This window comes from Corynebacterium sp. 045007 (genome assembly GCF_040743205.1).
In the GTDB taxonomy this organism is placed as follows: Bacteria; Actinomycetota; Actinomycetes; order Mycobacteriales; family Mycobacteriaceae; genus Corynebacterium; species Corynebacterium jeikeium_D.
Window position 1 is genome coordinate 1 of record NZ_JBFLKW010000005.1, and the last position, 12,582, is coordinate 12,582.

General features: G+C 62.2%; 12 protein-coding genes and 1 tRNA gene. 4 read left to right on the forward strand and 9 right to left on the reverse strand.

The annotated features are described in order from the left end of the window. Positions 1 to 171: 171 nt before the first annotated feature. Positions 172 to 253 (reverse strand) — tRNA-Tyr (locus AB1Z34_RS03955). Between the two features lie 180 nt (positions 254 to 433). Further along, positions 434 to 1,489 (reverse strand): polyprenyl synthetase family protein, encoded by a 1,056-nt coding sequence (locus AB1Z34_RS03960; protein ID WP_016422037.1) that lies wholly within the window; start codon positions 1,487 to 1,489, stop codon positions 434 to 436. Positions 1,490 to 1,607: 118 nt separating this feature from the next. Between AB1Z34_RS03960 and AB1Z34_RS03965 the strand changes: the two genes are divergently transcribed. Continuing rightward, a complete protein-coding gene (locus AB1Z34_RS03965; RefSeq protein ID WP_222867611.1) occupies positions 1,608 to 2,960 on the forward strand; it encodes a geranylgeranyl reductase family protein in 1,353 nt (450 codons plus the stop codon). 51 nt (positions 2,961 to 3,011) lie between these two features. Here AB1Z34_RS03965 and AB1Z34_RS03970 read toward each other — a convergent pair whose 3' ends face one another. The 5 genes from AB1Z34_RS03970 to AB1Z34_RS03990 form a co-directional block, all read right to left on the reverse strand. After that, the gene (locus AB1Z34_RS03970; RefSeq protein ID WP_070601339.1) at positions 3,012 to 3,704 is read right to left on the reverse strand and encodes a demethylmenaquinone methyltransferase; all 693 of its coding nucleotides are present in this window, start codon (positions 3,702 to 3,704) and stop codon (positions 3,012 to 3,014) included. A 10-nt stretch (positions 3,705 to 3,714) separates the two neighbouring features. Further along, complete coding sequence (locus AB1Z34_RS03975) at positions 3,715 to 4,923, reverse strand: glycosyltransferase family 1 protein (RefSeq protein ID WP_187400590.1); 1,209 nt, start codon at positions 4,921 to 4,923, stop codon at positions 3,715 to 3,717. Between the two features lie 4 nt (positions 4,924 to 4,927). Next, positions 4,928 to 5,419 carry a DUF3592 domain-containing protein gene (locus AB1Z34_RS03980; RefSeq protein WP_070601337.1) on the reverse strand — a complete coding sequence of 164 codons (492 nt, stop codon included), beginning with the start codon at positions 5,417 to 5,419 and terminating at the stop codon, positions 4,928 to 4,930. Positions 5,420 to 5,529: 110 nt separating this feature from the next. Beyond that, positions 5,530 to 7,254 carry a 2-succinyl-5-enolpyruvyl-6-hydroxy-3-cyclohexene-1-carboxylic-acid synthase gene (gene menD / locus AB1Z34_RS03985; protein WP_367157976.1) on the reverse strand — a complete coding sequence of 575 codons (1,725 nt, stop codon included), beginning with the start codon at positions 7,252 to 7,254 and terminating at the stop codon, positions 5,530 to 5,532. Positions 7,255 to 7,445: 191 nt separating this feature from the next. Beyond that, positions 7,446 to 8,471: an o-succinylbenzoate synthase gene (locus tag AB1Z34_RS03990; RefSeq protein WP_367157936.1), complete on the reverse strand. Its 1,026-nt coding sequence runs from the start codon at positions 8,469 to 8,471 to the stop codon at positions 7,446 to 7,448. Positions 8,472 to 8,496: 25 nt separating this feature from the next. Between AB1Z34_RS03990 and AB1Z34_RS03995 the strand changes: the two genes are divergently transcribed. After that, positions 8,497 to 9,465, forward strand: coding sequence for a 1,4-dihydroxy-2-naphthoyl-CoA synthase (locus AB1Z34_RS03995; RefSeq protein WP_367157937.1), 969 nt, complete (start codon positions 8,497 to 8,499; stop codon positions 9,463 to 9,465). 68 nt (positions 9,466 to 9,533) lie between these two features. On the opposite strand, the gene pdxY is transcribed toward AB1Z34_RS03995, so the two are convergent. Together pdxY and arfB are read right to left on the reverse strand one after the other, a co-directional pair. Further along, a complete protein-coding gene (gene pdxY / locus AB1Z34_RS04000; RefSeq protein ID WP_367157938.1) occupies positions 9,534 to 10,460 on the reverse strand; it encodes a pyridoxal kinase PdxY in 927 nt (308 codons plus the stop codon). A 41-nt stretch (positions 10,461 to 10,501) separates the two neighbouring features. Continuing rightward, positions 10,502 to 10,945, reverse strand: coding sequence for an alternative ribosome rescue aminoacyl-tRNA hydrolase ArfB (gene arfB, locus AB1Z34_RS04005; RefSeq protein WP_284857263.1), 444 nt, complete (start codon positions 10,943 to 10,945; stop codon positions 10,502 to 10,504). Between the two features lie 138 nt (positions 10,946 to 11,083). Here arfB and AB1Z34_RS04010 point away from each other — a divergent pair, with 138 nt between their 5' ends. Together AB1Z34_RS04010 and AB1Z34_RS04015 are read left to right on the forward strand one after the other, a co-directional pair. Further along, complete coding sequence (locus AB1Z34_RS04010) at positions 11,084 to 11,866, forward strand: SDR family oxidoreductase (RefSeq protein ID WP_367157940.1); 783 nt, start codon at positions 11,084 to 11,086, stop codon at positions 11,864 to 11,866. A 16-nt stretch (positions 11,867 to 11,882) separates the two neighbouring features. Continuing rightward, positions 11,883 to 12,563 (forward strand): alpha-ketoglutarate-dependent dioxygenase AlkB, encoded by a 681-nt coding sequence (locus AB1Z34_RS04015; RefSeq protein ID WP_367157941.1) that lies wholly within the window; start codon positions 11,883 to 11,885, stop codon positions 12,561 to 12,563. Positions 12,564 to 12,582 lie beyond the last annotated feature (19 nt).

The following is a 12,582-nucleotide window of genomic DNA, read 5'->3' on the forward strand; positions in this document are numbered from 1 at the left end:
TCGACACCGACTACACCCACTCAATCGGCATTCAAAAAGGCCAAATCTAACCCCCGCGACACGCCGAGCCAGACACACATTTTGACCCTTAACCCTCGTTTAACCCCCGCATCCCCACCAACGGGCCCTACAAAAAATCACCGCGAGAAAATTCTCGCGGTGATTTCACTGTGCCAGATGATGGATTCGAACCAACGAAGGCAATGCCGACGGATTTACAATCCGCTCCCTTTGGCCGCTCGGGCAATCTGGCGTGCACTCTTAAACGGTGCGAATGGAATGCTACCCACTACTCTGTCATTTACACAAATCGGCAGGTCGAGAGGATATTTTCCTACCCGGATTCACCCCTCAGCAGAACTCACCCCAGAGCAGAGCTCACCTCAGAGCAGTGCTCGCCCCTAGGCCCATCTCGCCGATGGAGCTCAATCCACTACCCCACGCGCTCCACGGTGTAGCGAGCAACGTGACGCAGGGACTCCTTGGCCGCACAGTCAGGAAGGTCAGCGATGACGCGGTCGGACTCATCCAGCAGTTCATTGACCTTCTCCATCGCGCGAGCCACACCGTTGGTCTGAGCCAGGAGCTCGAGGGCCTCGTCGACAAGCGCGTCGTCGGAAACTGGGCCGACGAGAATCTCACGGAGGCGGTCAGCGGCTGGGGTATCCTCCTGCAGCGCGTAGAGCACCGGCAGCGTGAAGACGCCCTCGCGCAAGTCAGTACCCGGAGTCTTGCCGGACTGATCGGTATTGGAGGAGATGTCGATGATGTCGTCGACAATCTGGAAAACGATACCGATTAGTTCGCCATAGCGGCGCAGCGCGTTGGAAATCTCGGCGGACGCACCGGCGTGATAGGCGCCGAGATAACCGGCCGATGCGATGAGCACACCGGTCTTTTCGGCAATGACCTTCAGGTAGCGCTCGATGCGCTCTTCAATCGGCAGGTCCAAGTCGTTGAGGCACTCGCGCATCTGACCTGTGACAAGAACACCGAAGGTCTCAGCGAAGTGAGCCACGCTCTCGGAGCCGAGCTCTGCCAGCAGGCGGGACGCAGCAGCGAAGAGGTAGTCACCGGCCAGAATGGCGACGGTGTTGTCCCAGCGCGAGTTTGCGGAGGGCACGCCGCGGCGCTTATCCGCTTCATCCATGACGTCGTCGTGGTAGAGCGTCGCCAGGTGCGTCAGCTCCAGCACCGTCGCGGCGGTGATGACCTTATCGCTCTCCGGGTTCTCCCCGAACTGCGCGGCCAGCATGGTAAACATCGGGCGGAAGCGCTTACCACCAGCGTGAGCTAGGTGGGAAACCCGCTCGACTAGGAAGTCCTCGCCGCGCCCCAGCTCGGTAATCAGGAGGTCCTCGCTCTTGCGCATTCCCTCGGTGATTGTTGCTTCCAGCGCCTCATCAACGAAGTGAGAACTAGTGGCGGTGTGCTCACCAGTGCCCTGAGCACTTCCGGAACTAAGCCCGGAGTAGTCTCCAGTACGCATTCGAGACCTGCCTAACTGACGATAAAAGATAAGAAACTGCTAAATAAACTACCTTACGAGCATAGTGGCTAGCAGACCAGTTCCCATATTTGTTTCAACGTCGTTATACGCTGGGGCAATGACCTCAAGCCCGATTTCGCGAGTTTCCCCCACGTTCGACGGCACCGTCGCTCTACCCAGCAGCACTGACGTGCTCATTGTTGGCGCAGGCCCCACCGGCTCCGCAGCCGCAATTCACGCCGCCCGCGCCGGTTTTTCGGTCACTGTGGTCGACTCCCAGCGCTTCCCGCGCGACAAAACTTGTGGCGACGGGCTCACTCCTCGTGCCATCGCTGAGCTACGTCGTCTAGGGCTTGACGACGAGCTCCTGCGCCGCAACCGCAACCGCGGACTCAAGCTACACGGTTTCGGCGGCTCCATCACCGCACCTTGGCCAGATGATGCCTCGGGCACTTTCCCCGCTGTCGGATCCGCGATGCCGCGAGTTGAGCTCGACACTTTCTTGCTCAATGCCGCCGCTGATGCCGGTGCGCAGGTCTTTGATGGAGTCGCAGCGCGGAAGGTGGTTCTCGGAGCGCTGAACACTGGCGGCACGCGGGGTCATGGCGTGCGCGAGGTGGAGCTTTCCGACCGCGAGGGCAAGCCACACACCATCTCGGCCCGCTGGTTGCTCGTGGCCGATGGGGTCCGCAGTACCGTCGGCAAGCAGCTGGGGCGTGCGTGGCATCGAGACAGCGTCTTTGGCGTGGCCGCACGGTCGTATGTCAGCTTCGACAGCGCAGACGTAGCGGATGACTGGATTCACTCGCACCTGGAACTGCGCGACTCCGAAGGGCATACGCACCCGGGCTATGGCTGGATTTTCCCGCTGGGAGAAGGCCGGGCGAATGTGGGGTGTGGGGCGCTGGCGACGTCGGCACGCCCGGCGCGCACGAATGTGAAGAAGTTGCTGCGCGAGTACCACGGACAGGTGCGCGATCAGTGGCAGATGAGCGAGCCTGAGCACGTGACGTCGGCGTTGCTGCCGATGGGCGGTGCTGTGTCGAATGTGGCGGGGCCGAACTGGGCGTTGCTCGGTGATGCTGCGTGCTTGGTCAACCCGCTCAACGGTGAGGGCATTGACTACGGCATGGAGTCGGCGCGGCTGGCGGTGGAGCTGATTAGCTCGATTGGTGCGGGCCGCGATGGGCTGACGCACTCCTGGCCCGCCCTCCTTCGCGAGCACTACGGCACCGGCTTCTCGCTGGCTCGCAAGTTGGCGCTGACGCTGACGTACCCGAGCTTCCTTCCCACGGTCGGCCCGTTGACCATCGGCGCCCCGTGGGGAGGCCAGCTCATGGGCGTTGCCGCACGCCTGATGGGCAACCTGGTCACGGAACACGACCGCGACGTAGTGGCGCGACTCTGGCGCGCTTCGGGGAGAGCAGCGCTGGCCTCCGATAAGTGCTTCGGACGCCAGCCCTGGCAGTAGGAATCGCTTTACGACGGACCCTGCGACCCAGCCCGACTGAGAGCTAGCGAGCTACTGCACGGGCTTGGTTGCCGAGTGCAGCGCTGCGATACCGAAGGTGAGATTCTGCCAACCGGCATCCTCCCAGCCAGAGGCATTGATGTCGCGGGCAAGCTGCGGCTGGTTTGGCCAGGCGCGAATCGACTCCGCCAAGTACACGTAGGCCTCCGGGTTCGAGGAGACGACCTTGGCGATCTGCGGAAGTGCCCGCATCAGGTATTCCTTGTAGAAGGTGCTGAACACCGGCACCACGGGGGTGGAGAACTCACAGACTGTTAGCTGGCCTCCGGGCTTGGTCACGCGGGCTAGTTCGGCGAGGCCCGCCTTGTAGTCCACGATGTTGCGCAGACCGAAGCTGATGGTCACCGCGTCGAAGGTGTTGTCCGGGAATGGCAGCTTCATGCCGTCACCGCAGACCTTGGGAACATCGCGGTGTGCACCGGCCTTGAGCATGCCTCGGGAGAAATCACAGGCAACGACGTATGCGCCAGACTTTGCCAACTCCACTGATGAAACAGCCGTACCGGCGGCCAGGTCGAGGACTTTCTGGCCAGGCTGCAGGTTCAGGCGCTTTGCCGTGCGCACGCGCCAGTAGTGGTCAATGCCACCGGTGAGCACGGTATTAGTGATGTCGTAATTCTTCCCCACGCCGTCGAACATCGAGGCGACTTCGCTGGGATTTTTCGTTAAATCAGCCCTAGACACGATGTCCAGATTACGCGACCGACTTCTGACGCGTAGCAGCACCTGTACGGGAGGCGTCAATCGCATCTGCTGCGACCTTGCTTGACGTCTCAGCCGCGGAGACCCCAGAAACCTCCTCGTAGTGGCGAACCAGGTCTGCACACAGTGCTTCCCAGGTGCGCTCGGTCACGGTGTCGCGGCAGCGGTTGCGCAGCTGCTTGCGTGCCAGCTCATCGTCGACGAGCAGTAGCTTGTCGACCGCCTCAGACAGATCGCCGGTGAAAGTCTTGGGTTCCAGCAGGTAGCCGTTGACGTCGTTGGTAATCAGGTCGCGCGGGCCGCCTGCGTTCGGAGCGATGGCCGGCACACCGGAGGCGTGGGCTTCCTGTACCGCCTGGCAGAAGGTTTCAAAGTCACCGGTGTGGACGAACACGTCCAGACTGGCGAATGCCGCTGCCAACTTATCGCCGGTGAGCTGTCCGGTAAAGACGGCATTCGGCATCTGCTTCTGCAGCTTCTGCAGCTCCGGGCCATTGCCGACAATGACCACCTGGATATCATCGCGGCTGTTCAGCGCTGCCAGCCGCTCCACAGACTTCTCCGCCGCGAGCCTGCCGACATAACCAACAATCGGCTTGCCCTCCGGGCTCCACTGCTTCCTGAGCTCTTCACTACGCTTTGTCGGAGTAAAGCGAACCGCATCAACACCGCGGCCCCAGCGGTAGACATCACGAATCTTGTGATCCTGCAGGTCCTCAATAGTCGGCGACGACGGCGCCAGCGTTCGGGCGCAGGAGTTGTGAATCACGCGCGTCCACAACCATGCGGCCGTGGAGAGCCCCGCCAACTTGTAGTTCTTGGCAAAACCCGCAACGTCCGTCTGATAGATGGCCACAGCCGGGATGCCCAGTGCCTTGGCAGTCAGCGCGCCCGCACCACCGAGCACAAATGGCGAAGCCAAGTGGACAACATCCGGCTTAAACTGCGTCAGCGCCGACGCTACCCGACGGTTCGGCACACCAATCGGTAGCGAATCAATCAACGGCACCATCACAGTGGGCACACGCTCAATGCGGTAGTCGCAGTAGAACTCTGCCTCTTCCTGCCAGTCCCGAGCACCCGGAGCAATCACCAGCGCCTCGTGTCCTTCACGGCGTAAGTGTTCCAACACCCGCAGCACGGAGTTTGTCACTCCATTGATGTTGGGCAAGAAGCTTTCAGCAATGATGGCAACGCGCATGGTGCTAGTTTTCCATCTCGTCGGAAAGCGAAAGTGACCCTCTGTTTACCTTTTGGGGATCTCTTTGTAAACGACGGGTTGCGCGCAACGACAACCACCACAACGGCGCGACGACGATAAACGCAACCGAAGCGATGCTGGTCGCCGGGAGAAGTGACAACGTCCATGTGCGTCCGGCGACGCGGACGACATTGGGATCAGTGCGGTCGTATTCGACGCGGACGCGCTGCCCCTCTTCCAGACCAACGGGATAGAGCAAACCGGTTGGTGGCGACTGAAAATCACCATTCTCGTCGACGAAATCAACCGTGGTGCGAAGGAGCTCGACCGAGCGCACATTGGCTACGGACTGCCCCATGTTCGACTCGATATTGCGGTCATTAATGAAGCAGCCAACCACCATGGCCAGACACGACAGCAGCAGGCAGATGATTACAAAAAGCAGTACCTGACGAAGGAGGCGCGGCCAATTGGCCAGGGCAGTTTTCCACTGCATGGCGGTCGCGACCTCCTATTTTTCTGTCCCTGATTGTTTCCAGCTCTGATTGGATGCTGCCGGCCGGCTAGTGCTTGTCCAGCGAGCCTTGTCCAGCGAGCCTTGTCCAGCTAGTGCTTGTCCAGCACCCCAATCTCCGCATTGTATGCCAGCTTGTGATGCAACTGCCGACGCGTCGCACGCGTGGTCGCCACCTCAATGACGCGGATGCCATCGACGTCGGTATCCGGGTGCAGCTGCGCGAGCAGATCTGGGAGGCGGTCAACGCGCACGTGCTCGACCCCGTAAGCCTGGCAGATGCCCTCAAAGTCCACGTCCTGCGGGGTGCCGAAGATGCGCTCAAAGCTTCCCCGCAGAGCCGGGCTGCCCGCCTCCAGCGTCTCGAAAATACCGCCACCGGCATCATTGGCCACCACGATGGTGAGGTTTTCCGGCCTCGGCTCCAGCGGCCCAATTGCCAACGCTGCGGAGTCGTGCTGGAACGTCAGGTCACCCATAAGTGCAATCGTCCGCGGCGGGCGGATCTCGTCGGCATGCTCGCGGTCGGACGCCAGTGCAATACCGATTGCCGTCGCCACCGTGCCGTCGATGCCCGCGGCACCTCGTCCCGCATACGTGTTCACACCCGGGAAAGGCAGGCCCGTGTACGACGCATCGCGCACCGGGTTCGACGCGCCCAGCACCACATTGTCACCCGTGCGCAGGCTGTCCGTCAGAGCCGCCGCCACATGAAATCCGGTCAGCGGTTCCTCCGCTTCAATCGACTCGGTAAGCGTCTCTCGCACGGACTTCACCGCCAACTCGCTGGCGGCCTCACAGATTTTCGTCCACTGCGGGTCCTGCTCCCCCACAGTCTGCACATGCCTAACGACGGTCCTTGCGTTCGCCGTCACATCCGGGAACTCCACCCCAAAACCGTGGTTTTCCGCTTCGGAGACAACGGTCAGCTCGATATCCGGATTGGCCAGCAGCTTAGAGATACCTCGGTGCAGCGTCGGCCTGCCGACTAACACAATCTGCTCCGGCGGAATCTGCGCGAAAGTGCCCGCCGCGAGCGGGTGCACCGGGTGCGCCGGCGCATACGCATTCGGCTCAGCGATGGTTGGCAGATCCTCCAGCGCCGGCAGGTGCGAGGCATTCGAACCCGCAATCACGAGTGTGCGGCGGCTGATGTCAATTGTGGCTGTGCTAGCCGCGTTGGCCGGGCCGGTTGCGGTGGCGGCCACGCCGACGTTGTTGCTGTTGGTAGGCGCAATCGTGGTCCAGGGGCCGCCATCGGCGCGGCCCTCGGGGATGTCGGCGACGGAGTCGTCGTCAGGCACGAGCGGTTCGACAAAACGGACGTTAAGGTGGCCGGCGCCGGATGCCATGGCGGCGACAACGCGATCAATGCGAGCGCGGATCTGCGCGGCGGTGGCCTTCATGACCGGGGCGGTGCCGTCCAGATCGAACTCGACGACGGAGGCATCAGCGAACAGGCGGTCCTGGACGATGGTCTGGTTCGCGCCAGTGCCTCGATAATGCGCGGGGCGGTCGGCGGTCAGTGCCAGCAGCGGAATGCCCGACGCGGTGGCTTCCACCATGGCGGGCACGAGGTTCGCCACTGCTGTGCCGGACGTTGTAATTACCGGGGTCACCTTGCGGGTGCGCGAGGCCAGGCCGAGGGCGAGGAAGGCGGCGGAGCGTTCATCGATACGTACGTGGAGGCGAACCTTCGCCGCGTCGGCGGCCTGGACCAGAGCGCGGGCGAGCGGGGCGGACCGGGAACCCGGGCACACCACGGCATCGACCATGCCGAGACGCAGCAGCTCATCGACGATGAGGCCCGCTACCACTGCGGATGGGGCTTGTGTGGACTGGACGGCGTGAGTGGTTTCGACCGCGCCGGTGTCCGGGTCTTGAGAGGTGTCCTGGTTATTGTTCACACTCAATAGGCTACTTGCCGGGAGTTACTGACTAGGTTTATGTCAGTTTGGAAGCCGTTTTTCGGGCTCAAAGTGTCATAAACCTAGTCACTTTCTTGGCGTTATAGATGGGCATACGCCACGCGGAGACGGTCGAACCACCAATCGCGGCGGGGACCCGGCGCGGCGAGCTCGGCCAGGCGGGAAGGGTCGGGCGCGGGGTTGGTGACGGGCAGACGGCCATCGATAAGTGGCCGGGGCTCGATGACGTCCTCAATAAACAGCGAGGACGTGGCCAAACCTGCCGCGTTCGGCTCCGGCTGCAGCTCGGTAGCAGGCAGGGCCGCCGCCGTGAACAATCCCGCGGCCATACCAACGCCGGTATCCAAGGCGCTGGCGACGGTCACCTTCATCTCCAGTTCCTCGGCCAACCGAAGCAAACGGCGTGGCCCGCCAAGCGGCGCAACCTTCATTACGCCCACGTCAGCAGCCTGCTCGCGCGCAACCAAATACGGATCCTCAGCCTTGCGAATCGACTCATCGGCAGCAATCGGGCAAAACTCCCCCACTGCGTCGCGGACCTCGCGAAGCTCGGCGACAGTCGCAACAGGCTGCTCCATGTACTCCAGCGGACCCAACTCATGAGCGGCGCGGATGGCCTGCTCCACCGACCAGCCACGGTTCGCATCGACCCGCACCACAGGTTCATAGCCATAGGCTTCGGCCACCGCGGTGCGGACGGCGGCTACGCGCTCGATGTCGTCGTTAAGCGATTGGCCGCTCTCTGCGACCTTGACCTTAAACGTGCGGCACCCGGGGTAGCGCGCCACGACCTCCGGCACCTGGTCGGGTGTGACGGCGGGGATGGTGGCGTTGACCTCGACAAACTCGCGCTTCGGGGTGGGCAGGCCGACGTATGCGCATTCGATGGCCGAGCGCAGCCACGCGGCGGCCTCGGACGCCTCGTACTCCAGGAAGGGAGCGAACTCGCCCCAGGTGACGGGGCCGTCGATGAGGAGTGCCTCGCGGGTGGTGACGCCACGGAATTTCACTGCCATGGGCAGCGCGACGACGTGGGCGCGGTCGAGGATGTCGTCGATTGGCGGAAGCTGGATGTTGGGCGCAGCGGACACAGACATACCCCTCATGCTAGAGACCTTTATGCTGGAAGCCATGACTGATACCGCGAAGTACTCGACCGATAACCCTTTCCGCCCCGAGCAGTGGAAGACGGTTGATGGTTTTGAGGATTTGACCGACATCACCTACCACCGGCACGTCGGCGAGGGCCGCGAGAACGGTATTGTGCGTATTGCGTTTGATCGCCCGGAGGTTCGTAACGCATTCCGCCCGCATACCGTCGATGAGCTCTACCGCGCGCTCGACCACGCGCGCCGCACCCCGGATGTCGGCGTAGTGCTGCTGACCGGTAACGGCCCGAGCACCAAGGACGGTGGCTGGGCATTCTGTTCGGGCGGTGACCAGCGCATTCGCGGTCGTTCCGGCTACCAGTACGCAACGTCCCACGAGCATGACGACGCTACCGCGGACGCATCCACCATCGATACCGCGCGCGCCAAGGTCGAGGGAGGTCGCCTGCACATCCTGGAGGTGCAGCGCCTAATTCGCACTATGCCGAAGGTTGTTATTGCTGTGGTCAATGGCTGGGCCGCAGGTGGCGGACACTCCCTGCACGTCGTGTGTGACCTGACGCTGGCATCGCGCCAGGAGGCCCGCTTTAAGCAGACCGACGCTGACGTGGGATCTTTCGACGCCGGCTATGGCTCGGCTTACCTGGCGAAGCAGGTTGGCCAGAAGTTTGCCCGTGAGATTTTCTTCCTCGGCCGCTCCTACGACGCTGAGACCATGCACCGCATGGGCGCCGTCAACGAGGTCGCCGACCACGCTAAGTTGGAAGATGTCGCGGTCGAGTGGGGTCGCATGATTAACGGTAAGTCCCCGACGGCGCAGCGCATGCTGAAGTTCGCCTTCAACCTGACCGATGATGGCCTGATGGGTCAGCAGGTCTTCGCGGGTGAGGCTACTCGCCTGGCGTACATGACCGACGAGGCCGTCGAGGGCAAGGAAGCGTTCCTGGAAAAGCGCGACCCGAACTGGGACCAGTTCCCGTTCTATTACTAGGCCTGTTGGGACACTGCTAGGGCGGGCTTAGCGGCGTGAACCCCCAGCCCTACTGCCCCCCCCCAGCCCTACTGAACCTTCGTAACCTCAAAACGCTGCTCTGGGTGGACATAGGCCTCCTGCGCGCGAACGAGCTCCAGCTCGCCAGAGCCGGACTCGTGGGTGACCTTCAGCAGCTCAAAGATACTGGCCGCGGTGTTGCCCAGCGCGACCGAAAGGTCACCGTCAATACCGCGACCACGCAGCAGGTTGCCTGCAAACAGCGCAGCCGCGACATCGCCGGAACCGTTGCGCTTCAGCGGCAGGTACGGTGTCGCCACCAGCCATGCGCCCGCACCATTGACGGCGAGCATCTCAATCTCGCCCTCCTTGCGCTCCGGACGCAGCACGCTGGTCACCAACACGGCCTCCGGCCCCATCTCACGAGCAGCATGGGCTGCCGCAATCGTGGACTCCAGGTCGCTCACCTCGCGGCCCGTCAGGTATCCCAGCTCGAACTGGTTTGGCGTAATCACATCTGCCACCGGCACGACCTTGTCACGCAGCAGCGGCGGAATGTCGTCCGAAACGTGGCAGCCACTCTTGGCATTTCCCATCACCGGGTCACACGAGTAGATAGCCTTCGGATTGCGCTGCTTGGCCAGCGCCACGGCTTCGATGATGACATCCGCAATATCGCTACCGCCCTGGTAGCCGGAGATAATCGCGTCGACGTCGTCAAGCTTGCCCAGCTCATCGATGCCCTTGATGACCTCGCGCACATCCGTGGCCGGAATCATCGGGCCGCGCCACTGGCCGTAGCCGGTGTGGTTGGAGAAATCGACGGTGTGGACCGGCCACACTTCAAAACCTGCGCGCTGCAGCGGGAAGACCGCAGCGGAGTTGCCCACGTGGCCATAGCTCACATGCGACTGGATGGACAGAATCGAGGGCACACGGTTGAACTCCGCAACAGCTTCAGCTGCCTTTTCGGTAGGGGCCTGGTTTTCGCTCATACCATCTATATTGCAACGGATGCGCGAAAAACCCATATTCCCTAGTAGGCGCTGGGGCGACGTCGGCTGGCTTTGAGCTCGGAGCGGCGCTGCTTCTGCGCTTTACGACGGGCAATCGAGGCCCGACTCGGTCGAGTCCGCCGGCGCCTCGGAGGCGGTGGCTGCACAGCTTCTCGGATGAGTTCCGCTAAGCGCCGCCTGGCTTCCGCGCGGTTGCGTACCTGGGAGCGCTGCGTGGTAACGGACACGGTGAGTGTGGTGCCGTCGAGTCGGTGGCTGAGGTTCTGGAGAGCGCGGCGGCGGTGGACGTCGGAAAGCACGCTGAGCTCGGCGATATCCACCGATAGCTGCACCTTGGAGTCGGTGGTGTTAACGCCCTGACCGCCTGGTCCTCCGGAGCGGGCGAAGCGTTCGGTGAGCTCCGCCGCGGGGATGACGAGGCCCTTTGGGATGCCAGAACCTGGTGGGATGTTCAGGGGTTTCATGGTGACCAGTGTAGAGGGCGCGTTTGTAATCGGGTCACACTTCCACCAATCCGCTGTTAAACAACAAATGCTCGCCTAAGCTGGCGGATAACACTCTCAAGTTATAAAAACAGCAAGAAAAGGCAGGATTGAGGCACCATGGCCACTTCTGATTCCCCGTCCATTTTCATCTCCGGCGGCGCGCAGGGTATTGGCCGTGCGGTGGCCGAGAAGTTCCTGGCTGCAGGCTGGACCGTCGGCGTCTACGACATCAACGAGGATGCCCTGGCAAAGCTTAAAGCTGAGCGCCCGGAGGTAATCGTCGGCAAGCTGGACGTGACGAACTATCAGCAGTGGGAAGACGCGCTTGCGGACTTCACCTCCCACACCGGCGGCAAGCTGACGGTGCTGGACAACAACGCGGGCATCATCGGCGATGGCGATATCATCGACCAGTCGCCGGAGATTATTCGCGCGCAGGTGGACATCAACTGCACCGGTCTGACTCTGGGCGCGAAGGCGGCGCACCCGTACCTGAAGCGCACTAAGGGGTCTCACCTGGTCAACATGGGTTCGGCTTCGGGCATTTACGGCCAGCCGCACATCGCGCCGTACTCCGCGTCGAAGTTCTACGTCTCTGGTCTGACGCAGGCTCTGGATCTGGAATGGCGCAAGGACAAGATCCGCGTCGTCGCAATCATGCCGCTGTGGGCGAAGACCAAGCTGGCGGACGTTTTCGCTGGTTCCACCCGCCGTCTTGGCGTGCGCATCACGCCGGACCAGGTCGCTGATGCTGTGTGGAAGGCAACGCACCCGCAGAACTTCATTGAGCGCCAGCGTCACTTCTACTCGGTGTCGGCGGCAGACTTTATCCTGCGCTACCTGGGCAAGATTGGCCCGCAGTTCCTGTCCCGCCCGGTTAACGCAATCATCGCGGGTTAAGAGGCAAACTAAACCTATGCTCTTTGATCAACTCCCGCGCGATGATGCCCGCATCACGCCGGGAGTTGTTCATCTGCCGGGATGGCTTCCATTGGAGCGGCAATCGGGCATCATCACGCAACTCCGCGACATCGCCCGCGACGTTGCCGGCACTTCCCTGGCCATGACTCGTCCGCAGCTCAAAAGCGGCCAGATGCAGGTATTCATGCTGCATCTCGGCCGCATGTGGGCCACAAATCCATACCGCTACGTCACGCACGTCGGCGGCGTTCGCGTCCCGCCCGTGCCTGACAATCTGCTACAGCTCGCTACCGAAGCACTCGGCGCTGCCGCGCTTTACGACGAATCCCTCAGCCAGTGGCCCACCACTTTTCGGCCCGACATGGCGTTGGTCAACTACTACCCGCCCGGGGCCACCATGGGGATGCACCAGGATCGAAACGAAAACTCCCCTGCCCCGATTGTGTCACTCTCTATCGGCGATGAGGCTCTGTTCCGCATTGGCGGGACTGAAAACCGCAACAAACCCTGGGATGACGTGACTCTCGCCAGCGGGGATGTGATTGTGTTTGGTGGTTCGAAGCGGCTTGCGTTTCATGGTGTGCCCAAGACTCGTCCGGGCACGCTGCCGGAAGGGTGCGGGCTTAAAGAGGGCCGCATCAACATCACATTCCGGCAAGTGGAAAACTCACACTAAACCGCGCAAGCCACCGACC